Source organism: Bradyrhizobium barranii subsp. apii (genome assembly GCF_011516635.5).
In the GTDB taxonomy this organism is placed as follows: Bacteria; Pseudomonadota; Alphaproteobacteria; order Rhizobiales; family Xanthobacteraceae; genus Bradyrhizobium; species Bradyrhizobium barranii.
This window is the reverse complement of sequence record NZ_CP096255.1, coordinates 5049162-5069607: the sequence shown is the minus strand read 5'-3', so window position 1 is coordinate 5069607 and position 20446 is coordinate 5049162. Positions and strand designations below refer to the sequence as shown.

21 protein-coding genes are annotated in these 20446 nt (G+C 64.6%); 8 read left to right on the top strand and 13 right to left on the bottom strand.

Features of this window, described 5'->3' with window-relative positions; all coding sequences use genetic code 11:
- Positions 1 to 147 precede the first annotated feature (147 nt).
- Positions 148 to 1083 (bottom strand): tetratricopeptide repeat protein, encoded by a 936-nt coding sequence (locus tag HAP41_RS24055; RefSeq protein ID WP_166096692.1) that lies wholly within the window; start codon positions 1081 to 1083, stop codon positions 148 to 150.
- Between the two features lie 104 nt (positions 1084 to 1187).
- Here HAP41_RS24055 and HAP41_RS24050 point away from each other — a divergent pair, with 104 nt between their 5' ends.
- A complete protein-coding gene (locus HAP41_RS24050) occupies positions 1188 to 1457 on the top strand; it encodes a GNAT family N-acetyltransferase (protein ID WP_014495087.1) in 270 nt (89 codons plus the stop codon).
- A gap of 55 nt (positions 1458 to 1512) precedes the next feature.
- Here the strand turns inward: HAP41_RS24050 and HAP41_RS24045 are convergent, their stop codons facing one another.
- Positions 1513 to 1911: a DUF3597 domain-containing protein gene (locus tag HAP41_RS24045; protein WP_028156132.1), complete on the bottom strand. Its 399-nt coding sequence runs from the start codon at positions 1909 to 1911 to the stop codon at positions 1513 to 1515.
- A gap of 332 nt (positions 1912 to 2243) precedes the next feature.
- Between HAP41_RS24045 and HAP41_RS24040 the strand changes: the two genes are divergently transcribed.
- Both HAP41_RS24040 and HAP41_RS24035 read left to right on the top strand, forming a co-directional pair.
- The gene (locus tag HAP41_RS24040; protein WP_063983141.1) at positions 2244 to 3152 is read left to right on the top strand and encodes a DUF2189 domain-containing protein; all 909 of its coding nucleotides are present in this window, start codon (positions 2244 to 2246) and stop codon (positions 3150 to 3152) included.
- Between the two features lie 135 nt (positions 3153 to 3287).
- Positions 3288 to 4112, top strand: coding sequence for a lytic murein transglycosylase (locus HAP41_RS24035; protein ID WP_166096696.1), 825 nt, complete (start codon positions 3288 to 3290; stop codon positions 4110 to 4112).
- Positions 4113 to 4172: 60 nt separating this feature from the next.
- On the opposite strand, the gene HAP41_RS24030 is transcribed toward HAP41_RS24035, so the two are convergent.
- Positions 4173 to 4499, bottom strand: coding sequence for a hypothetical protein (locus HAP41_RS24030; protein WP_028152352.1), 327 nt, complete (start codon positions 4497 to 4499; stop codon positions 4173 to 4175).
- Between the two features lie 640 nt (positions 4500 to 5139).
- Between HAP41_RS24030 and HAP41_RS24025 the strand changes: the two genes are divergently transcribed.
- The 4 genes from HAP41_RS24025 (at position 5140) to HAP41_RS24010 (ending at position 8604) form a co-directional block, all read left to right on the top strand.
- Positions 5140 to 5292, top strand: a complete 153-nt coding sequence (locus tag HAP41_RS24025) for a DUF1127 domain-containing protein (RefSeq protein ID WP_007590701.1) — start codon at positions 5140 to 5142, stop codon at positions 5290 to 5292.
- Positions 5293 to 5418: 126 nt separating this feature from the next.
- The gene (gene trmFO / locus HAP41_RS24020) at positions 5419 to 6846 is read left to right on the top strand and encodes a methylenetetrahydrofolate--tRNA-(uracil(54)-C(5))-methyltransferase (FADH(2)-oxidizing) TrmFO (RefSeq protein WP_166096699.1); all 1428 of its coding nucleotides are present in this window, start codon (positions 5419 to 5421) and stop codon (positions 6844 to 6846) included.
- An 8-nt stretch (positions 6847 to 6854) separates the two neighbouring features.
- Positions 6855 to 7949 carry a serine/threonine protein kinase gene (locus tag HAP41_RS24015; protein ID WP_166096705.1) on the top strand — a complete coding sequence of 365 codons (1095 nt, stop codon included), beginning with the start codon at positions 6855 to 6857 and terminating at the stop codon, positions 7947 to 7949.
- 91 nt (positions 7950 to 8040) lie between these two features.
- Positions 8041 to 8604, top strand: coding sequence for a CAP domain-containing protein (locus tag HAP41_RS24010; protein WP_166096708.1), 564 nt, complete (start codon positions 8041 to 8043; stop codon positions 8602 to 8604).
- 12 nt (positions 8605 to 8616) lie between these two features.
- On the opposite strand, the gene HAP41_RS24005 is transcribed toward HAP41_RS24010, so the two are convergent.
- The 5 genes from HAP41_RS24005 to HAP41_RS23985 form a co-directional block, all read right to left on the bottom strand.
- Positions 8617 to 9090: a VOC family protein gene (locus HAP41_RS24005; protein WP_166096715.1), complete on the bottom strand. Its 474-nt coding sequence runs from the start codon at positions 9088 to 9090 to the stop codon at positions 8617 to 8619.
- Between the two features lie 122 nt (positions 9091 to 9212).
- A complete protein-coding gene (locus HAP41_RS24000) occupies positions 9213 to 10547 on the bottom strand; it encodes an MFS transporter (protein WP_038944190.1) in 1335 nt (444 codons plus the stop codon).
- Positions 10548 to 10586: 39 nt separating this feature from the next.
- Positions 10587 to 11528, bottom strand: a complete 942-nt coding sequence (locus HAP41_RS23995; protein WP_166096718.1) for a hydroxymethylglutaryl-CoA lyase — start codon at positions 11526 to 11528, stop codon at positions 10587 to 10589.
- Positions 11525 to 12718, bottom strand: coding sequence for a CaiB/BaiF CoA transferase family protein (locus HAP41_RS23990; protein WP_166096723.1), 1194 nt, complete (start codon positions 12716 to 12718; stop codon positions 11525 to 11527). Before HAP41_RS23990 ends, HAP41_RS23995 begins: the two co-directional genes overlap by 4 nt.
- A gap of 113 nt (positions 12719 to 12831) precedes the next feature.
- Complete coding sequence (locus HAP41_RS23985) at positions 12832 to 13788, bottom strand: LysR family transcriptional regulator (RefSeq protein ID WP_224517269.1); 957 nt, start codon at positions 13786 to 13788, stop codon at positions 12832 to 12834.
- A gap of 201 nt (positions 13789 to 13989) precedes the next feature.
- On the opposite strand from HAP41_RS23985, the gene HAP41_RS23980 reads away from it, so the two are divergent.
- Positions 13990 to 15168 carry an aminotransferase class V-fold PLP-dependent enzyme gene (locus HAP41_RS23980; protein ID WP_166096725.1) on the top strand — a complete coding sequence of 393 codons (1179 nt, stop codon included), beginning with the start codon at positions 13990 to 13992 and terminating at the stop codon, positions 15166 to 15168.
- Positions 15169 to 15179: 11 nt separating this feature from the next.
- Here HAP41_RS23980 and HAP41_RS23975 read toward each other — a convergent pair whose 3' ends face one another.
- The 5 genes from HAP41_RS23975 to secD are packed head-to-tail and all read right to left on the bottom strand — an operon-like array spanning position 15180 to position 20409.
- Positions 15180 to 16424: a threonine ammonia-lyase gene (locus HAP41_RS23975; protein ID WP_166096727.1), complete on the bottom strand. Its 1245-nt coding sequence runs from the start codon at positions 16422 to 16424 to the stop codon at positions 15180 to 15182.
- Between the two features lie 45 nt (positions 16425 to 16469).
- On the bottom strand, positions 16470 to 17333 hold the full coding sequence (locus HAP41_RS23970) for a phytoene/squalene synthase family protein (RefSeq protein ID WP_166096729.1): 864 nt from the start codon (positions 17331 to 17333) through the stop codon (positions 16470 to 16472).
- Positions 17330 to 17713, bottom strand: a complete 384-nt coding sequence (locus tag HAP41_RS23965) for an Mth938-like domain-containing protein (RefSeq protein ID WP_028152342.1) — start codon at positions 17711 to 17713, stop codon at positions 17330 to 17332. The genes HAP41_RS23970 and HAP41_RS23965 overlap by 4 nt, the downstream gene beginning before the upstream one ends.
- A gap of 60 nt (positions 17714 to 17773) precedes the next feature.
- The gene (secF, locus tag HAP41_RS23960; RefSeq protein ID WP_028152341.1) at positions 17774 to 18793 is read right to left on the bottom strand and encodes a protein translocase subunit SecF; all 1020 of its coding nucleotides are present in this window, start codon (positions 18791 to 18793) and stop codon (positions 17774 to 17776) included.
- A gap of 11 nt (positions 18794 to 18804) precedes the next feature.
- The gene (gene secD, locus HAP41_RS23955; RefSeq protein ID WP_071913639.1) at positions 18805 to 20409 is read right to left on the bottom strand and encodes a protein translocase subunit SecD; all 1605 of its coding nucleotides are present in this window, start codon (positions 20407 to 20409) and stop codon (positions 18805 to 18807) included.
- Between the last annotated feature and the right edge of the window lie 37 nt (positions 20410 to 20446).

Genomic DNA, 20446 nt, shown 5'->3' with positions numbered 1-20446 from the left:
ATGTCTAGCGACCGTGCCGGCCGCATTCGGGCGTATGTCCTGTAACGAGACGTGGGGAACCGGGTGCACGATTGCAAGACGGACTGATGTTTTTTGCCAGCGAGGCGGCATTAGCGAATTATGGCTCACGCGTTGATCGAACGCTCGCTACAGAGCCCCAAGCTTCTGCAGTGCATCATGGGCGGACGGCAGGCCTGGACGCAATTCCAGCGCCTTCCTGAAGTCGGCAATCGCGCCCTGCCTGTCGCCGAGGCGCAGCCTGGCCTGGCCGCGGTTGTTCCAGGAGAACACGTCGGAGGGATCGTATTGCAGCGCCTTGTCGTAGTCGGCGAGGCCGCCCTTGTTGTCGCCCCGATAGAGCCGGATCATGCCGCGATTGCGCCAGCCGCGTGCGTCGGTCGGCGCGACGCGGATCGCCTCGCCGTAGTCGGCGGCGGCCTGATCGAGCTGCTCGCTGTCGCGGTAGACGTTGCCGCGGTCGATATAGGCAATCAGATCCGGTGCCAGCTTGATCCGCATGCTGTAGTCCGCAAGCGCGTGCGCCGTGTCGTGCTTGCGGGCGTAGACGAAGCCGCGGTTGGCGTAGGCGGTGACATAGTGGGGATCGCGCTCGATCGCCGCGTCGAAATCGGCAATGGCGCCGTCGAGGTCGCCCTTGTTGAAACGGGCCTCCCCGCGGTTGCTGTAGGCCAGCGCCAGCGACGGATCGAGCTTGATGGCCTGGTCGTATTCGGCGATGGCACGATCATAGTCGCGCTTGAAGCCGTAGACGCGGCCGCGATTGTTGTAGGCGCAGGCATAGCCGGGATCGAGCCGGACTGCCTCGTCGAGATCGGACAGCGCGGCGTCGAGTTCGCGTTTCTCGGTGAGCCCATGGCCGCGATTGCAATAGGCGCCGGCGAGCCTCTGCCCGCTCTCGCTCCTGGTATCGATCACGGTCGAGCAGGCTTTGATCCGCGCGTCCGGCGTGCTGGTCAGCCCGACGCAGGCCTCCCAGGCCGGGGCGCCTTCGGCCGCAGCCGACACAGGCGCGGTCGAGACGAGCGCCGCAAGCAGCGCCAAGAGGCTGAGCGGGACACGCATTTTCCGGATATCTCCCCTGCGGCAACCTCCCTTGGTCGCACCTTGGCAAGGGCCGGTTCAGGCGCCTAGATCAGAGAACACGCAGCGCTTCGAAGGGATCTGGCATGGCGGTACGGGACAACAAGGACAGGAGTCGCTTCGAGCTCGATGCGGGCAACGAAATCGCCTTCGCCAATTACCGGCTGACGCCGTCGGCCGTGATCATCACCCATACCGAGACGCCGCGCGCGCTACGCGGCCGCGGCATTGCATCCGAGCTGGTCAAGGGCGCGCTGGACTTGATCCGCCGTGACGGCAAGAAGGTGATCGCCGGCTGCGGCTTCGTCGTCGACTATCTCGACAGGCATCCGGAGGAAGCAGACCTCGTCGCCTGAATGCAAAAGGGCCCGCGAGATCGCGGGCCCCCTTGGCTTACGACCGAACAATCGGTCAGTGCTTGATCTCCGGCGGCAGCTTGCCGCCATTGGCGGCGAGCTTGGACATCACCTGCTTGTGCAGCCAGACGTTCATGCTCGCCGAGTCGTTCATGTCACCGCTGTAGCCGAGCTCCTTGGCGAGGTCCTTGCGCGCGGCAAGGCTGGAGTCGATGTCGAGCGCCTTCATGAGGTCGACGATCGAGGTGCGCCATTCCAGCTTCTCCTTCTGGGCAGCGACCAGCTTGTCGACGATGGCCGCAACGTCCACGGTTGCCATCGGCGCGGCAGCAGGCGCCGATCCGCCCGGCGCGGCGCTGGCGGGCGCGCTACCCGAGGGTGCGCCACCTGCGGGTGCGGCGGAAGCCGGATGGCTGCCGAAGATCGCGCCCATGATTTTCCCGAAAATGCTCATGTCTTCTCCCCGAAAAGGATCCGTTGGAAGGGCCTTGAGTGGCACTTATAAACGAAGTTACTGCGTTACGCCCGCGAAGTTCTGCGAACCGACAACCAGCATCAGCTTATCTGCGGCGAAATGACGACCGAATGACATCGTTGAGGTTGCGGTGCGGCATCGAATCTCAACCAAGCGTGTGGGACAGGACTCGGAAATGGGCGTACGCTCCACTTTCAGTTCGCGATGACGTCCGGAATTCGCGTCTGGCCGGAATCGCGAAACTCAGAAAAGCGGCCGCTTGCGCCGTTGCCGGCGCCGAATTCGGCTGCATGGCAAGGGAGCTAGCGACCATGGCCACACTCTACCCGGGCAATGTCCCCACTGTGGCCCAGCCCGCGGATGCGGCTGGACCGGTGATCCGAACCATCCAACTGTCCGATCTGCACGACGCGCTCAGGCGCGGCTGGGAAGATTTCAAGGCGGTGCCGAGCCACGCCATCATCCTCTGCGTGATCTATCCGGTGCTGGGCCTCGTGCTCGCCCGCGCGGTGATGGGCTATTCGGTGCTACCGCTGTTGTTCCCACTGGCCGCAGGCTTCGCGCTGATCGGCCCGTTCGCCGCGCTCGGTCTCTATGAGCTCTCCAGCCGGCGCGAACGTTATGAGGAGGCCAGCGCCTGGAATGCCATGGAGGTGCTGCGCTCGCCTTCGTTCGGCGCCATGCTCGGTCTCGGCACCCTGCTGCTCGCTCTGTTCGTGACCTGGGTTGCGACCGCTCAGGCGATCTATGTCGCGGCGTTCGGCTATGAGGGCGCGACCGGGATCTCTGATTTCATGACGCGCGTGCTGACGACCCAGCAAGGCTGGTGGCTGATCCTGGTCGGCTGCGGCACCGGCTTCCTGTTTGCACTTGCCGCGCTCTGCATCAGCGCCGTGTCGTTCCCCTTGATGCTCGACCGCCATGCCGGCGCGTTCGAGGCGATGGTGACGTCGCTGCGCGTCGTCGCCAAGAACCCGGTGCCGATGGCAGCCTGGGGCCTGATCGTGGCGGTGCTGCTCGCGCTCGGCACGATTCCGGCGTTCCTTGGCCTTGCCGTGGTGATCCCCCTGCTCGGCCATGCCACCTGGCACCTCTACCGCAAGGTGATCGTCTCGGAGCCCGGCGCACGTCCGGTGCCGCCCCCGCCGCATCGCCCGCGCAAGCCGGCCGCCGACTTCCCCGCCAACCTCTTCCCCTGGCGCAATCGGACGGACGCCTGACGGTATCGTGACATGCGATCCTGTCCGGGCTCGGCTCGGGCAGGATTGCGTGCTGTCATACGCCTTGCTTTGGCCGCGGTTACAATCGAAATTGCGCCCGCCGGTCAGATCACTTCACGGAATCCATTTCATCTGATGACCCCGACGATTTCTCGTCTCGCTCTCGCAGCCCTCGCCCTTTCCGCGTCAATCCTAACCGCCCAGCCAGCCCTCGCCGCTGTTGCCTGCGGCTCGGGCAATTTCGACGCCTGGCTCGCGGACTTCAAAGCCGACGCCACGGCCAAGGGCGTCTCGCAGCAGGCCGTTGCCGCCGGGCTTGCCGGCGTGACGCTCGATCAGAGCGTGCTCAACCGGGACCGCTCGCAAAAAGTCTTCACCCAGACCTTCGAGGAGTTCTCCGGCCGCATGGTGCCGCCGCGTATGCAGCGCGGCTCCAACATGATGAAGCAGTACGGCTCGGTGCTGTCCCGCATCGAACAGACCTACGGCGTGCCGGGCGAGGTGCTGGTCGCGATCTGGGGTCTCGAGACCGATTTCGGCGTCAACACCGGCAAGTTCGCCACCATCCGCTCGCTGGCAACGCTGGCCTATGATTGCCGCCGCTCCGAACAGTTTCGTGCCGAGCTCTTGGATGCGCTACGCATCGTCCAGCGCGGCGACCTCGCCCCCGCCGACATGAAGGGCGCATGGGCCGGCGAGCTCGGCCAGACCCAGTTCATGCCGTCGTCCTGGATGAAATACGCCGTCGATTTCGACGGCAATGGCAAGCGCGACCTCTTGCACAACGCGCCCGACGTGCTCGCCTCCACCGCCAATTATCTCGCCGGCTATGGCTGGCAGCGCGGCAAGGATTGGCAGCCGGGCAGTCCGAATTTTGCGGTATTGCAGCAGTGGAACAAGAGCGAAGTCTACTCCAAGACCGTCGCCTATTTCGCGACCCAGCTCGCACGCGCCCCTTAAATAGCGCCCGACAAGACGCGTAGGGCCGATCGCCCGGCGATCGGCCCTCTCTTGGTGCGTTTACTTCCCCATGGTGGCGTTCATCGCCTTGTTCAGGTGCGCGCCGCACACACCCATTTTGCCGTTGAGAAGCGCGTCCTGCGCAGCCGCGATCTCCTTCTGCGCTACGAACTTGCTGTCGCCGTCGGCCATGTTCTCGATCGCGGTCTCCGTCTTCTCCAGGTTGGCCGAGCTGCAACCGCCCATGGCGTGCTTGGCAGCCTGGGCCGGCGCGACGGCGAACGCGACGGCGGCAATTGCGATAACCCCGAGTAACTTCGTCATGATGTTACTTTCCTTCTCTTGTTCTTGGGACAGAACCAGCGACATTGCCAGAATCTGCGACATGACTTTCCTCCGGGCGCGGCAACTTGCCGCAATAAATTCCTCGCGAGAATTGCGTGATGTTGCGTGCGGCGCAGAGGCACCATGCAAAATTTCTGATTTTCATTACACCCTTGTAATGAACGCCACACGCTCGGCGTGTGTGCACCGCACCAGAGAGGCGGTTGCGGTCTGAAACGAGGCTTGGTGGGTTTCGGCAGGCTTCACGCCTGGCCGTCTGGTGATCCGCCAGCCCAAAGCGAGTTGGATCGTCGGGACCCGGTCGCATAGTGCCCCACATATGAATGAATTTATATTCATATCTATAGTTCCGCTATCATGCGATTCGCGCATGCGAGACTTGGGCGCAGGCGCTGACTGATCGCCTTGAGAACAGTTGGAACCCTACCTATTTCCATTTCACCGGTAGCGAGAGTGGTTGCAGTAAACCCGTGAATTCACGGTGATTTATGGCAAAGCATTCCCTATTTCGCCTACCCTTTAGGCGAGAGTGCTCCCGGGTTAATCGTCCGTTACCACCGCTATGCACCTCGCGCTTAGCTGCATCGCAACATCGGAACTTTCGCACTGCACCACTCTCACCTATATTCATTTCAACGATGAGGCTCGGGCAAGGGCTGAATCGAACTACAGGAGACTACCAATGCTGCTCTCGCTCATCCGCATGATCCAGGCTTTCCGGGACTATCAGCGCAATGTTGCCGAGCTGTCCCAGCTCAGCGATCGCGAACTGGCCGACATCGGCCTCGATCGCTCGGACATCCCGCGCGTTGCCGCCGGTCAGTATCAGGGCTGATTTCGTTCAGCCCTTCACCGGACGAACCGATAGCGCCCGCCTCGTGCGGGCGTTGTCGTTTCTGATGGCAGAAAACTCCATCTCGGCGATTCCACTGACCGCCGAAAAGCGCTACCTGTCCGCCCCATGACAGGACCCCAATCCAACATTGTGCACGTGATCGGCGCCGGCCTTGCCGGTTCCGAAGCCGCCTGGCAGGTCGCCCAATCCGGCGTGCCCGTGGTGCTGCACGAGATGCGGCCGGACCGCATGACCGAAGCGCACCGCACCGATGGGCTCGCCGAGCTCGTCTGCTCCAATTCGTTCCGCTCGGACGACGCCGCTAACAACGCTGTCGGCCTGCTGCACGCCGAAATGCGCCGGCTCGGCTCGCTGATCATGCGCGCGGCGGACGCCAACCAGGTGCCCGCCGGCGGCGCGCTCGCGGTCGACCGCGACGGCTTCTCGGCGGCCGTCACCAAGGCGCTCAACGACCACCCCCTGATCGAGATCGCCCGCGGCGAGGTTTCAGGCCTGCCGCCGGCCGACTGGAGCAACGTCATCGTTGCGACCGGCCCCCTCACCTCCGCGCCACTCGCGGACGCCATTCGCGAGCTCACCGACGAGAACGCGCTCGCCTTCTTCGACGCGATCGCGCCGATCGTGCATCGCGAGTCCATCGACATGTCGGTGGCCTGGTTCCAGTCGCGCTATGACAAGGTCGGTCCCGGCGGCACCGGCGCCGACTACATCAACTGCCCCATGACCAAGGAGCAGTATGACGGCTTCGTCGCCGCGCTGATCGCGGGCGAGAAGACCGAGTTCAAGGAATGGGAGACCAACACGCCCTATTTCGACGGCTGCCTGCCGATCGAGGTGATGGCGGAGCGCGGCCCCGAGACGTTGCGCCACGGCCCGATGAAGCCGGTCGGCCTCACCAATCCGCACGATCCCACCACGAAGGCCTACGCCATCGTGCAGCTGCGCCAGGACAACAAGCTCGGCACGCTCTACAACATCGTCGGATTCCAGACGAAGCTGAAATACGGCGAACAGCAGCGCATCTTCCGCAGCATTCCGGGGCTGGAGAAGGCCGAATTCGCCCGCCTCGGCGGCCTGCATCGCAACACCTTCCTCAATTCGCCAAAGCTGCTCGACGGCCAGCTGCGCCTGCGCGCGCAGCCGCGGCTGCGCTTTGCCGGTCAGATGACCGGCTGCGAGGGCTATGTGGAATCCGCCAGCGTCGGCCTGATCGCCGGTCTCTATGCGGCAGCGGATGCGCGCGGCGAAACGCTGGCGAGCCCGCCTGCTACGACGGCACTGGGATCGCTGCTCGGTCACATCACCGGCGGCCATATCGAGACCATCGAGCCCGGTACGCGCTCGTTCCAGCCGATGAACATCAATTTCGGCCTGTTCCCGCCGCTTGCGAATGCTCCGACGAAGAAGCCCGACGGCACCCGCCTGCGCGGCAACGAGAAAACGGTGGCCAAGAAGCAGGCGATGAGCGCGCTGGCGCTCGCCGATCTCGATCGCTGGATCGCCGATCACCTGCGCATCGCCGCAGCCGCGTGAGTTTTTCGATGAGTCTTCCCAAAGACGACGCCGCGACACTGTCGGCGCGCTGGACCGAGGGCGTGCTGCTCAAGCGCGACGTGTTCTCGACCGTCGAGCGCGGCCGCTTCCGCGGTGACAGCGGCGAGGTCGACGCCGTGCTGCGCCGGCTCGACGAAGTGCCGTGGTGGTCATTTCCCCTGGCGCGCCACCTCTTCGCGCGTGAGAAGCACGCGCTGGCGCTGGCCAAAGGCCTCAATGTCGGCCCCGATTTGCTGTGGGCCGGCCGCCGGGCACTCGTGCGCGGCTTTGTCGACGGCGTCGCGCTCCATCTCGCCAAGCCGCATGGCGACCTCGCCTATTTCCGCTCGGCCAAGGTGGCGCTACGCCGGTTGCGTCGCGCCGGCATCTGCCACAACGATCTCGCCAAGGAGCAGAACTGGCTGGTCGGCCGCGACGGCCGCGCCTACGTGACCGACTTCCAGCTCGCGGCCTGCTTCAACCGACGTGGCCGGCTCTACCGCCTCCTCGCCTATGAGGACCTGCGGCATCTGCTCAAGCACAAGCGTTCCTATGCACCCGAGGCGCTGACGCCGCGCGAGCGAAAGATCCTGGCGAAGAAATCATTCGCCGCCAGCCTGTGGCTCGCGACCGGCAAGAAGGTCTATCGCGCGATCACGCGCGGCCTGTTCAACTTCACCGACCGCGAGGGTGGCGGCCGCCGGCTGGTCAACGACGCGCCGGTGCTGGCCGAGCTGATCCGCAAGAACCCGGCCGTGCGCGACACCGCCATCGTCGCCTTCGCCGACCGCCGCTCCGGCGTCGGGCTCTATGCCTTCGTCGAGGCCGATCAGGCCTCGCTTGAAGGCGAGCTTCGCAGCGAGCTTTCGGCCGCCAAGGGTCCCAAGCCGCCGGAGCACATCCAGGTCGTACACGCGCTGCCCCGCGATACCAGCGGCAAGCCGCGAACCGAGATCCTGCAACTGGTCGCCATGAACCAGCTCGACCTGATCGAGCCGATGATGAAGAACGACCAGGACCGCGCCTTCCTCAAGGACATCCTGGAACAGCGGAAGAACCTGCGGGACCGTTTCAACTTCGAGGCCGACCTGCCGGCGAGCTGACGGGTTGCTCGCGCCTTGAAGCGTCCACATTGGCGATAGAGAAGCGATCGGAGCATTTGGGCGGCGGGTCATGGGCATTCGGGGGATGATGATGCATCGTGTGGTTGGCAGCGTGATCGCTGGCCTTCTGCTGCTCGCGGCCGCGCCCGCGATGGCCGACTCCCCGGCCGAGCTGATCTCCAGCTTTCGCCTTAAGAACGGTGAAGTCCGCGTCGTCCGCGATTCGATCCTCGACCGCATCGCCATGGACCAGGCCCGCGCGATGGCGGCGAAGGACGACCTCAGCCACGACGCGCTCGGCCCGTTCAACCGGCGCGTCGCACCGGCCGGCGCGGGCCGCGCGGCCGAGAACATCGCCTACGGCTACGACAATTTCGAGAAGACGCTGGGACAGTGGATCGACTCATCCGGGCATCGCAAGAACCTGCTGCTGCACAACGCCTCCCGCGTCGGCATCGCCAGCGCCAAGAATGCCCGCGGCAAGCGAACCTATTGGGCCATGGTGATCGCGGGCGACTACGAGCCGAAGGGCAAGGGCAAAGGTAAAGGCAAGAAGGACGAGGAGCCGCTGGTTGCCGTGAAGCGCGAGGCCGCGCCCGCCAGCAAGCCCAAATCCAGCGGCTGCCACGTCAAGCTGCTCGGCCTCTGTATCTGAGGCGAGATAATTTCAGCCGCGGCGCGCGGCCTCGATCGCGGCGACATCGATCTTCGTCATCCCCATCATTGCATCGAAGGCGCGCTTTGCCTCGGCACCGCCGGCCGCCAGTGCCTCGGTCAACACCCGCGGCGTGATCTGCCAGGAGAGGCCCCATCTGTCCTTGCACCAGCCGCAGGCGCTCTCCTGCCCGCCATTGCCGATGATGGCGTTCCAGTAGCGGTCGGTCTCCTCCTGATCGTCGGTCGCGATCTGGAACGAGAAAGCCTCGTTGTGCTTGAAAATCGGACCGCCGTTGAGGCCGAGACAGGCAACGCCGGCAACCGTAAACTCGACGGTCAGCACATCGCCCGCCCTGCCGGAGGGGTAATCGCTGGGCGCGTGATGGACGGCGCTTACGGCGCTATCGGGAAATGTTTCGGCATAGAAGCGGGCGGCCGTCTCGGCGTCCTTGTCGTACCAGAGGCAAATCGTGTTCTTCGCCATTGCGCGTCCCCTTCGGTTCCGGGCCATCACACCGCCATCCATTGAGAATGGACGGCGGTGTGATGTCTTTCGCCTGGATACCCTCTTGAATGCGCCTCACCAAGGCGCGCCAATGCCGCGGCCTATGCGACCCGGGGTTCCGCCACGTCCCTGGCTTTCAGGTCTCGCGGAAGAACCGTCAGCAGCAGCAACGCACAGAGCACGCACAAGCCGCCGATGACATAGAGCGCGGGTGTGGTGCTGCCGGTCACATCCTTGACCGAGCCAACCATGACCGGGCTGACGATGCCGCCGACCTGCCCCAGCGTGTTGATGAGCGCGATCCCGCTCGCCGCCCCCGCACCGGTGAGAATTTTCGGAGGCAGCGTCCAGAATGTCGGAATGGCCGCAACCACGCCGGCACCAAGAATGGCGAGCGCGCCAACCAGCGTGACGACGTTCCTGTCGAATGCACCGGACGCGAAGAAGCCCACGGCCGCGGTCAGAATCAAGGCTGCGACAAATTTCGGGCGCTCGCCCGATGCATCCGACAATCGGCCTACGACGATCATGCAGATGGCGCCGCAGATATAGGGTACGGCGGTCAGGAAGCCGATCGCGGCTGCACTGCCTCCGCCGGCCGCCTTGATCAGGTCCGGCGCCCAGAAATTGAGGCCGTAGGAGGCGATCTGGATCAGGAAGTAGATGAATCCGAGCAGCAGCACGCCGGGCATGAGCAGCGAGCGCCATGCCGAATGCTCGCCGATCTCGCTCTTCTGGCGGTCCAGCTGAACCGAGATCAACCGGCGCTCGTCGTCGCTCAACCATTCGGCCTGCTCGATCCCGTCGTCGAAGCGCAGCAGCACAACGAAGCCCAGCGCAACGCAGGGAATGCCGCCGGCCAGAAACAGCCATTGCCAACCGGCCAGACCGTGCAGCCCGTTCAGGTAGTTGAGGATGAGACCCGAGATCGGTGCGCCGATGATCCCCGAAAATGCAGTGGCGAGAAAAAACACCGACGTCATGCGGCCGCGATGCGATTTTGGAAACCAGAGTGTCAGGTAATAGAGAATGCCGGGCGCAAATCCCGCCTCCATGGCGCCGATCACGAAGCGCAGCGCATAGAATTGCCACTCGCTATGAACGAAGACCATCGCCGCCGTCGCCAGCCCCCAGGAAATCATGATGCGGGCGATCCAGCGCCGCGCGCCAAAGCGATAGAGCAGCATGTTGCTCGGCACCTCCAGCAGGACGTAACCAACGACGAACAGGCTGGCGCCAAATCCGTAGGCGGTGTTGCTGAGGCCGAGATCGGCCTGGAGCGCAGCCTTGGCGAAGCTGATGTTGACGCGGTCGAAGAACGCAAAGAAGTAGCAGACAATGATCAGCGGCATCAGCCGCCACGCAATCTTCTTGATGACCTGATGCTCTGTGAGTCCAGTATCGAGGTCGGCAGTCGCCGCCGTGGCAATCGTCATGGTTTCCTCCAATGTGTTTTGAATTTTGATAGCGGTCGATCAGCCCGAGCGTCGCAGCCGCTCGGGTATGGGATGCAGATCGAGGGGACGGCCGGCCTTGGCGACCTGTCCCGGCACCTCATGTCCGACCAGTCCAGGCAACCGGAACGAGAGATCGATCAAGCGCTGCAGGTCGAGACCGGTTCGCAAGCCCGTCTCGTGGCAGAGATTGACGAGGTCTTCGGTACAGACATTGCCGGTGGCACCCGGCGCAAATGGACATCCGCCGAGGCCGCCCAGCGCGGCGTCAAAGCGGCGCGCGCCGGTGTCATAGGCCGCGAGGACGTTAACCAGCCCAAGACCGCGCGTGTTGTGGAAGTGAAGCGTGAGCATGTCCGCAGGGACCAGCATCAAGACCTCGGCCACCAGCTGCGAGACCTGATTGGGATTGGCCATGCCCGTGGTATCGGCGAGCGTGACGCCGTCGACCCCGAGATCGAGATAGCGCTTGACGATATCGAGCACCTTCTCGAGAGGCTGCAGGCCTTCGAACGGACAGCCGAACGCCGTCGCAACCGTCGCGTTGACCAACGCGCCGCCTGCATGGGCCGGCTTCACGATCTCGCCGAGCGACGCCAGCGACACCGCATGCGTCATGTTCATGTTGGCACGGTTGTGCGTCTCGCTCGCCGACATCACGAAATTGAGCTCGTCGGCGCGTGCGGCCAGCGCCAGCTCAGAACCCGTCCGGTTCGGGATCAGCGCCGTATAGATCGTGCATGGCCGCCGCTCGATGCCGGTGAAGACGTCCGTGGCGTCGCGCAGCGACGGCACGGCCGCCGCTGACACGAATGACGAGACCTCGATGCGACTGAAGCCGATCGCAGAGAGCGAATTGATCAGCCGGATTTTTTCGCTGGTTTCGACCCATTTCGCTTCGATCTGAAGGCCGTCGCGCGGAGCGACCTCCTGGATCAGGATGTCCGGTGCCGTTGCCGTCATTGCACCGCTCCGCTCCGGCGCAGCTGCGCGATATCGCCTGCCTGCAAGCCGAGGCCTGCGAGCACCTCGTCGGTATGCTGTCCCAGCGTCGGGCCAGGCCATTTGACGGCGCCCGGGGTGTCGGAGAGCTTTGGCGCGATGCCCGGCATCTTTACGGTGACGTCGCCCGGCAGCTCGGTCGGCAGGATCATGTCACGGGCGGCGTAATGGGGGTCCTCGACGATGTCCGCGACAGAATAGATCCGGCCCGCGGGAACGTCGGCCGCATCGAGGCGTGCGAGGATCTCGTCCATCGTTCGCTCCGAGGTCCATGCAGCGATGGCAGCATCGAGCAAGGCGTTGCCGCGGACACGTCCGTCATTGCTGGCAAGGGCCGGATCGTCGGCAAGGTCCGGCCGCCCGATGACCAGCATCAAGCGCTTGAAGATCGCGTCGCTGTTGCCGGCGATCACGACATGGCGCCCGTCGGAGCTGGGATATGTATTGGATGGACTGATGCCCGGCAGGGCGCCGCCGGTACGGGTCCTGACATGACCCATGAGGTCATATTCGGGGACGAGACTCTCCATCAGGTTGAACACGCTCTCGTAGAGCGAGACGTCGACCACCTGCCCTCGCCCCTGCCCCGTCTTGACACGAAGCAGCGACATCAGCGCGCCGATCACGCCATGAAGCGACGCAAGGCTGTCGCCGATACTGATGCCGACCCGGGCCGGCGGACTGTCGGGATCGCCGGTGGTGAAGCGCAGCCCACCCATAGCTTCGCCGATCGCGCCGAACCCGGAGCGGTCGCGGTAAGGGCCGGTCTGCCCGTAGCCGGAGATGCGGACCAGTGTCAGGTCCGGATTGAGCTTTGAGAGCACATCCCAGCCGAGGCCGAGTTTCTCGAGGCTGCCCGGTTTGAAGTTCTCGATCACGACGTCGGCTTGCGCGGCCAGACGCAGTGCGACGTCGCGTCCATCAGGCGATTTCAGATCGATCGCGATTGATTTCTTGTTGCGGGATTGCAGGTACCACCAGAGCGAGGTGCCCTGATGCAGCTTGCGCCATCTGCGCAGGGGATCGCCACTGCCAGGCTGCTCGATCTTGATGACCTCGGCGCCGAACTCAGCAAAGAGCCGCGCGGCAAATGGTGCCGCGATCAAAGTTCCGAATTCGACGACTCGTATTCCGGATAATGGTCCGTCCACGTCTGGCGCTCCTCGATCGTCTTTGATCGTGGTGTCGCCGAGCGCAGGCCCCTAAGTCCAATATCCTTTGATGAACACGCGTTCGCGGATGACGAACGACACGAAGGCCGCCATCAGTGAGGTTTGGTTCCGGGCAATCGCAGATGATCGAGCATCAACTGGCTTGTCGCCGACAATCCCGCGGGATCCCTGGCCACCAGCACCAGTTCGCGATCGGCCCAGTCGTCGCTCAACTCAACGGCCGTCAGATTCATGCCGTGACTGAGGACCTCGAACGCACGGTCGGGAATGAGGCCGATGCCCATGCCGGCCTGCACCATCCGGCACACCGCATCAAAACCCGGGACGTGGACCCGCAACCGGATCGACTTGCCGATCTGCTGCGCGGTGTATTGCGAGCGCAGATAGATCGAGCTGGTCGCAAACAGGCCGACATGGTCGTAGTCGAGTGTGTCGGCGAACGAAACGTCTCTTGCCGACGCTAGCGGATGATCGGATCGCACCACGATAACGAGGCGGTCCCGCCGATAGGAGAACCGCTCCAGCCCGCGCGTCGACACGTCTGCCGAGCAGATGCCGATTTCGGCCACGCCCTCCTCGACGCCGCGAACGACATCGGCGCTGGGGCGCTCCTGCAGATCGAGCCGCACCAGCTCGTGGGAGCGAAAGAAGCCGGGCAGATCGTCGGGAAGGAATTCGACGATCGACGACAGATTGGCCAGCATCCGTACATGCCCGCGCACGCCGCGTGCATGCTCGGCCATGTCGACGGCGATCTTCTCGACGTTGAGCAGCGTCACGCGCGCATGATGCAGCAGCGATTCACCGGCCGGCGTCAGCGCCATGCCGTTCGGATGCCGCTCGAACAGCGCGACCTCGAGTACCTCCTCGAGGTCATGCATGCGTTTGCTGACAGCAGAGGGCGCGATCGCCTCGCGCTGCGAGGCGCGCGTCAAATTGCCCTCCTCACAGATGGCGATGAACAGCCTGAGGGTCGTGAGGTCGATCCGTCGGGTGATGTTGGTCCTGGGCGTCCCGGTCATTGAGCGGGATTGCGTCTTCTCTTGCATGGTCTGTTTCCCGATCCGGGAAGATATAACGTCCGAAGTCACCGGGTTTCTCAAAATCCGGGGAGAACGGCCGCCGATTTGGAATCCGATACCAAGACGAGGCAATAATCCGCCATTTTGTTCCAAGCTGCACATGAGCTTGCTCGCGCTCGTCAACGCGCCTAATTCATGGGATCGGGACAGCAGAGGCGGAGACCAGCATTGATCGACATCGACCGGATACGTTCCGACACCCCGGCCGCCTCCCGCCTCGCTTATCTCCACAATGCCGGCGCGGCCCTCATGCCAACTGCCGTCGTCGCGGCAATGAAGGACCACATCGATCTGGAGGGCGAGATCGGAGGTTATGCCGCTGCCGACCGCGAGTCCGATCGGCTCGATGCGGTCTACGGCTCCGTAGCGCGCGTGCTGAATGCCGCCCCCGACGAGATCGCCCTCATGGAGAACGCGACAATTGCCTGGCAGATGGCGTTCTACGCGATTCCGTTTCGCCAGGGTGATCGGATTCTGACCGCAGAAGCGGAATACGCTGCCAACTACGTCGCGTTTCTTCAGGTCGCAAGGCGCACGGGCGCGATCATCGATGTCGTGCCGAGCGATGCCAGCGGCGAACTCGACGTCCATGCGCTCGAGCGCATGATCGACGAACGCGTGAAGCTGATCGCCATCACCTGGGTTCCGACCAATGGCGGATTGGTCAATCCCGCGGCGGCGATCGGCAAGATCGCGCGGGCGCACGGGATTCCCTATCTGCTCGACGCCTGCCAGGCGGTCGGCCAGATGACGGTCGACGTCGAAGCCGTCGGCTGTGACATGTTGTCGGCGACGGGGCGCAAATTCCTCCGCGGCCCGCGCGGCACGGGCTTTCTCTACGTCCGCCGCGCGATGATGCAACGGCTCGAGCCGCCGATGATCGATCACTTCGCCGCGCCCTGGGTCTCGCGCGGTGAATATCGGCTCCGTGACGATGCCCGCCGTTTCGAGACCTGGGAGAACAATTACGCAGCGCGGCTCGGTCTCGGAGCCGCCGTCGATTACGCGCTCGATATCGGTCTCGGCCCGATCGAACAGCGCTGCCGTCTGCTTGCGGACCGTCTTCGCGGCGGCCTCGCCTCCGTTCGCGGCGTGACTATTCGCGACCTCGGACGCGCACCGGGCGCCATCGTCAGCTTCACGCTGGATGGGTATGAGGCGGACGCCATCGTCAGAAGCGCCGCTGCGGCAGGCATCACCATCGGCGCTTCAGATCCGGGGAGCACCCGTATCGATGCCGAAATCCGCTCGCTGCCACCGGTCGTGCGGGCCTCCCCGCATTACTACAACACGGAAGCCGAGATCGACCGGCTGATCGGCCACCTCGCGGGTTTGGCGCCGCGATAGCGGCGCGCCGCTCAGGTGCAGCGCGCGCTCAGTCCGGATGCGCCGAGCTTGGCCATGACCTCGTCCAGATGCGCGCTGTCGCGGGTCTCGATGACGAGCTGAAGCAGCGTCGCCTTGGCCGGCAGGTCGGAGAAGGTCCGCTGATGCGAGACCTCGATGATGTTGGCGCCGGCCTCGGCCAGCAGTGAGGCGACGGCAGCCAATTGCCCCGGCCGATCGGGGATATCGAGCGACAACTGGGTCAGCCGACCCTCCCGCGCCAGCTCACGCGTCAGGACGGATGCGATCAACCGCGTGTCGATGTTGCCGCCGCTCAGGACGAGGCCGACCTTCTGGCCGGCGAAGCGGGACGTATCGGACATCAGCGCGGCAAGCCCGGCGGCGCCGGCGCCCTCGACGACGGTCTTCTCGATCGAGATCAGGGTCGCGACCGCACGCTCGAGCTCGGCTTCGTTCACCAGCGCGATGTCGTCGACGAGGCGGCGGACGATCTCGGTCGTGATCTTGCCCGGCGATTTCACCGCGATGCCTTCGGCGAGCGTGTCGCCGCGCGCCGGCAGATTGCCGTCATGGATGGCGTTGTACATCGAGGGGTAAAGCCAGGCCTCGACGCCAAGAATCCGCACTGTCGGCTTGATCGATTTCGCGGCAATGCCGATACCGCTGATCAGGCCGCCGCCGCCGATCGGGACCACCAGCGTATCGAGCTCCGGCACCGCCTTCAGCATCTCGAGCCCGACAGTGCCCTGCCCCGCGATGACGAGCGGGTCGTCGTAGGGGTGGACGAAGATCATGCCGCGGGCCTCGCCATGGCTGCGCGCATACGTGGCCGCCTCCTCCAGCGTCGCGCCCGTCACCACCACCTCGGCGCCGTGGTGCTTGGTGTTCTCGACCTTCACCATGGGCGTGCCGACCGGCATGACGATGGTGGCGGGAATGCCGAGCCGCTTGGCGTGATAGGCGACGCCCTGCGCGTGGTTGCCCGCCGACATCGCGATGACACCGCGCGCACGCTCCTCCGGCGTCAGCGCGGTCAGCCGGTTGAGCGCACCCCGCTCCTTGAACGAGGAGGTGAACTGGAGGTTTTCGAATTTCAGCCAGATGTCGCAGCCGCAGATGTTGCTCAGCGTGCGGCTGTAGCTGCACGGCGTCTCGACGACGGCGCCGCGGATGGTGTCGGCGGCGGCATGGATGTCGCCCAGAGCGACCGGCAAGCCACTGAGATCGGGGGATGTATTTTGGGACAACTCAGCCATAGGACAGCATAGAGCATTTGGCCGTTTGAGGCGATAAGCCGGCCGCTATTTGGTAAATTCCCGGGAACGTGAAGCCCGCCACAGCGTCCATAGCGTGCGCAGCCGCGACGGGGGCTGCGGCGCAAACGGATTGCGCCCGGGTTGCGACAGGCGCTTGAGGTCACCCCGCACCTGGCTCAGCAGCAGAAACGCTGGCCGTGCCGGCGCCGGCACCTCCGGCAACAGCGACAAGGCCGTCGTCAAATGCTGCTCGGCTTCGCCCACGAGCTGGCCCAGCACCGCATGCAGATTCGGCGTCTCCTTGCCGGCGAACACGTCCTCCATCTCGCAGCCATGGGCCGCCAGCAGCTGCTGCGGCAGGAACAGTTGCCGGTGCGCCGAGTCGCGCGGCAGATTCGCAATCACCTGCGCGATGCCCTGGGCGAGCCCGGCATGCCTTGCGACATGCTCGGCCGCCTCCGAAGGCGGCGCCATGACCCGCGCCGCGAGGGCAAACAATGCCGAACAGGTCGCGTCCAGATAGCCCTCCAGAGCCGCCATGGTCGGCATCGGATCGTTGTAGAGATCGAACTGATGCTCGTCGGCGAGCAGCGACAACGGCTCGACCGGCAGGTCGAAATCGCTGATCGCACGCAATAGCTCCGCCGCCACCGGGTTGCCCTCGGCGCTGCCGTGGACGTGGCCCGACAGCATGTCGGTCCACCATTGCAGGCGGATTTCGCCGGGCAAGGGCTGGCTCACCTGGTCGCGGACGCGGACGATCTCGACATTGAAGGCATAGAGCGCCAGCAGCGCCTGGCGCTCGGCGGCCGGCGCAAACAGCGTTGCGGCATAGCGCGGAAAGTCATGGCTGCGCACGAGGCCGGCGCAGAAGGCGACGGAATCGGCCGGAGGCGCAGCGCTGCTCATGGCACGGCGATCAGCGCGGCCGCGACGCGGCGCCGCTCGCCGATCATGATGTTGTAGGTGCGCACGGCGGGACCGGTCTGCATCGTATCCAGCACCACCCTCACCGCCTTCAGCGCCTGCCGCAGGTCCGGCGGCGGCAACCAGACGCCGGTTCCGGTGCCGATCAGAAGCGTGTCGATGCTGTTGGCCGCCGTGAAGACGCGATCCAGCGAATAGCGGTCGATCTTCGTCGGGTCCGTCACGTCCCAGGCCCAGATCGCGTCGGGCAGGCAGAGCAGCGATCCCCGATGCGACATGCCGGCAAAGGCGAAGCCGCCCTTGCCATAGGCTTCGATCGGCGCCGAGCGGGGAAAATGCGGTGCGTTGGGATCGCCGGCCATGTGCTTCGTCCGAATGAGCTTACTGCCCTCGCAAACGCCTGCGAGGGCATGCGGTTCGGATCATGCCTTGTTTTTCTTCGCCGGCGTAGCCGTATCGGGCGCATCTTCGCGATGCTCGCCGACGCCGAGATAGATCAGGATCGGGGCCGCGATGAAGATCGAGGTATAGGTGCCGACCAGCACCACGCCGAACATCATCACCGCGGTGAAGCTGTGGATGGCATGGCCGCCGAACAGCAGCAGAGCCAGCAGCGCCAACGTCACGGTGAAGTGGGTGATGATCGAACGCGACAGGGTCGAATTGATCGACTCGTTGAGCAGCTGCGGCATCGGCATCTTCTTGTAGCGGCGCAGCATTTCGCGGATACGGTCGTAGATGACGACGGTGTCGTTGAGCGAATAGCCCAGAATGGTCAGAAGGGCCGCGATGCTGGTCAGGTCGAAATCGACCTGGCTGATCGACATGAAGCCGATCGTCAGCACGATGTCGTGCACGTTAGCGATCATGGCGCCGAGCGCGAACTGCCATTCGAAGCGGAACCAGAGGTAGATCAGGATCGAGACGATCGCGAGCATCAGGCCGAGCATGCCGTAGGCCAGCAGCTCGCCGGACACGCGCGGTCCCACCACCTCGACGCGGCGATATTCGACGGAATCGCCGAGCGCGCCGCGCACCTTCTGCACGGCTTCCTGCTGGGCAGCGTCGCCGCCCGGCTGCTCCGCGACGCGGATCAGGACGTTCTCGGGGCCGCCGAACTGCTGCAACTGGACTTCGCCGAGATGCAAGGCATCGAGCGTCGTCCGCATCGCGGCGATGTCGGCGGCGCCGGACTTGGCCTGCACTTCCAGCAGCGTGCCGCCGCGGAAGTCGATGCCGAAATTCAGGCCATGGGTGAAGAACAGCGTGATCGCGACGATCGACAGCGCCGCCGAGATCGGGAAGCTGATCCGGCGGAAGCGCGTGAAGTCGAAATGCGTATCGTCCGGGACGATGCGCAGCGACGGCAGCAGCCCGAGCGCTGCGACCACGGTGAGAACGGCAATGAGAATGCCAAGCCCGATGAGAACGTAGTGAGTCACGGTCTTAGCTCCTAGATCGGCACGCTCTGCGGCCGCTTCCACCGCACCCACCAGGCTACGATCAGCCGGGTCAGCGTGAAGGCGGTGAACACCGTGGTGATGATGCCGATGCCGAGCGTCACGGCAAAGCCGCGCACCGGGCCGGTGCCGATGTAGAACAGCACGGCGGCGGCAATGAAAGTGGTGATGTTGGAATCGAGGATGGTCGCAAGCGCCCGCTTGAATCCGGCGTCGATCGCCGAAATCGCATTGCGGCCACCCCGCAGCTCCTCACGGATGCGCTCGTAGATCAGCACGTTGGAGTCGACCGCGATGCCGACGGTGAGCACGATGCCGGCGATGCCGGGCAGCGTCAGCGTGGCGTTGAGCAGCGACAACAGGCCGAAGATCATGGCGACGTTGATCGCCACCGCGATGTTCGCGAACACGCCGAACAGCCGGTAGGTCAGCAGCATGAAGATGATGACGAGGATCGAGCCGACGTAAGCCGCAAGCTCACCCTTCTCGATCGAGTCCTGGCCGAGGCCCGGACCGACGGTGCGCTCCTCGACCACCGTGAGCGGGGCCGGAAGCGCGCCGGCGCGCAACAGGATCGCGAGATCGTTGGCCGATTGCACCGTGAAATTGCCGGAGATCTGGCCCTGACCACCGGTGATGGGCTCGCGGATGACGGGCGCCGAGATCACCTTGTTGTCGAGCACGATCGCGAAGGGCAGCCCGACGTTTTCCTGCGTGGCCTGCGCGAACTTGCGCGCGCCCGAGGTGTTGAACTTGAAGCTGACGACCGGCTCACCCGTCCGCTGATCGAAGCTCGCCTGGGCGTCGGTCAGGTCGCCACCGGCGACCAGCACCTGCTTCTTGACCACATAGGGCGTGGGCGGCGGCGAGGCGCTCATCAGCAGCTCGGATTCCGGCGGCAACCTGCCCTGCTGAGCCTGATCCGGCGGCACGGACGCATCGACCATGCGGAATTCCATCTTCGCGGTCTTGCCGAGCAATTCCTTCAGGCGGGTCGGATCCTGAAGTCCGGGGACCTGCACCAGAATGCGGTCGTTGCCCTGGCGCTGGATGACCGGTTCGACGGTGCCGAGCTCGTTGACGCGGCGCTCGACGATCTGGATCGACTGCTCGATGGTCTTGCGCATGCGGTCGAGCATCGCAGCCTGCGGAATCGCCAGGCGGATCACGCCGCCGCCGGCATCGGTCACCTCAAGGTCGCGCTGACCGCTGGATCCCATCAGTCCGCCCAGTGGCTGGGACAGCTCGCGCAGCTTGGCGAGCGCCGGCTGCACGTCGGATTCCTTGGTGATGCGAACCTCGGCCGCGTCGTTGCGCACGGTCACGCCGCCGGTGAATCCGATCTTGGCATCGCGCAGCGTCCGGCGGACGTCGTCGCGGACCTGGTCCAGCCTCTCCTTCTTCACATAGCTCGAATCGACCTCGAGCAGCAGATAGGAGCCCCCCTGGAGATCGAGGCCGAGCACGAGCCGGCGCTGCGCCCAGGCGGGCCAGGTCTTGACCTGCGCTTCAGGGAAGAAGTTCGGCACCGCGCAGAGGCACACGATCAGCGCCGTCAGGATAATCCCGAGCGCCTTCCACCGCGTGAAATACAACATCGACTGGACCTGTCAGATCAGGAGATTGGGATGCTCG

Bases quoted from the DNA above. Each gene is read 5' to 3' on its own strand.
- HAP41_RS24055 (WP_166096692.1), bottom strand. From the start codon at position 1,083: ATGCGTGTCCCGCTCAGCCTCTTGGCGCTGCTTGCGGCGCTCGTCTCG.
- HAP41_RS24050 (WP_014495087.1), top strand. From the start codon at position 1,188: ATGGCGGTACGGGACAACAAGGACAGGAGTCGCTTCGAGCTCGATGCG.
- HAP41_RS24045 (WP_028156132.1), bottom strand. From the start codon at position 1,911: ATGAGCATTTTCGGGAAAATCATGGGCGCGATCTTCGGCAGCCATCCG.
- HAP41_RS24040 (WP_063983141.1), top strand. From the start codon at position 2,244: ATGGCCACACTCTACCCGGGCAATGTCCCCACTGTGGCCCAGCCCGCG.
- HAP41_RS24035 (WP_166096696.1), top strand. From the start codon at position 3,288: ATGACCCCGACGATTTCTCGTCTCGCTCTCGCAGCCCTCGCCCTTTCC.
- HAP41_RS24030 (WP_028152352.1), bottom strand. From the start codon at position 4,499: ATGTCGCAGATTCTGGCAATGTCGCTGGTTCTGTCCCAAGAACAAGAG.
- HAP41_RS24025 (WP_007590701.1), top strand. From the start codon at position 5,140: ATGCTGCTCTCGCTCATCCGCATGATCCAGGCTTTCCGGGACTATCAG.
- trmFO (WP_166096699.1), top strand. From the start codon at position 5,419: ATGACAGGACCCCAATCCAACATTGTGCACGTGATCGGCGCCGGCCTT.
- HAP41_RS24015 (WP_166096705.1), top strand. From the start codon at position 6,855: ATGAGTCTTCCCAAAGACGACGCCGCGACACTGTCGGCGCGCTGGACC.
- HAP41_RS24010 (WP_166096708.1), top strand. From the start codon at position 8,041: ATGCATCGTGTGGTTGGCAGCGTGATCGCTGGCCTTCTGCTGCTCGCG.
- HAP41_RS24005 (WP_166096715.1), bottom strand. From the start codon at position 9,090: ATGGCGAAGAACACGATTTGCCTCTGGTACGACAAGGACGCCGAGACG.
- HAP41_RS24000 (WP_038944190.1), bottom strand. From the start codon at position 10,547: ATGACGATTGCCACGGCGGCGACTGCCGACCTCGATACTGGACTCACA.
- HAP41_RS23995 (WP_166096718.1), bottom strand. From the start codon at position 11,528: ATGACGGCAACGGCACCGGACATCCTGATCCAGGAGGTCGCTCCGCGC.
- HAP41_RS23985 (WP_224517269.1), bottom strand. From the start codon at position 13,788: ATGCAAGAGAAGACGCAATCCCGCTCAATGACCGGGACGCCCAGGACC.
- HAP41_RS23975 (WP_166096727.1), bottom strand. From the start codon at position 16,424: ATGGCTGAGTTGTCCCAAAATACATCCCCCGATCTCAGTGGCTTGCCG.
- HAP41_RS23970 (WP_166096729.1), bottom strand. From the start codon at position 17,333: ATGAGCAGCGCTGCGCCTCCGGCCGATTCCGTCGCCTTCTGCGCCGGC.
- HAP41_RS23965 (WP_028152342.1), bottom strand. From the start codon at position 17,713: ATGGCCGGCGATCCCAACGCACCGCATTTTCCCCGCTCGGCGCCGATC.
- secD (WP_071913639.1), bottom strand. From the start codon at position 20,409: ATGTTGTATTTCACGCGGTGGAAGGCGCTCGGGATTATCCTGACGGCG.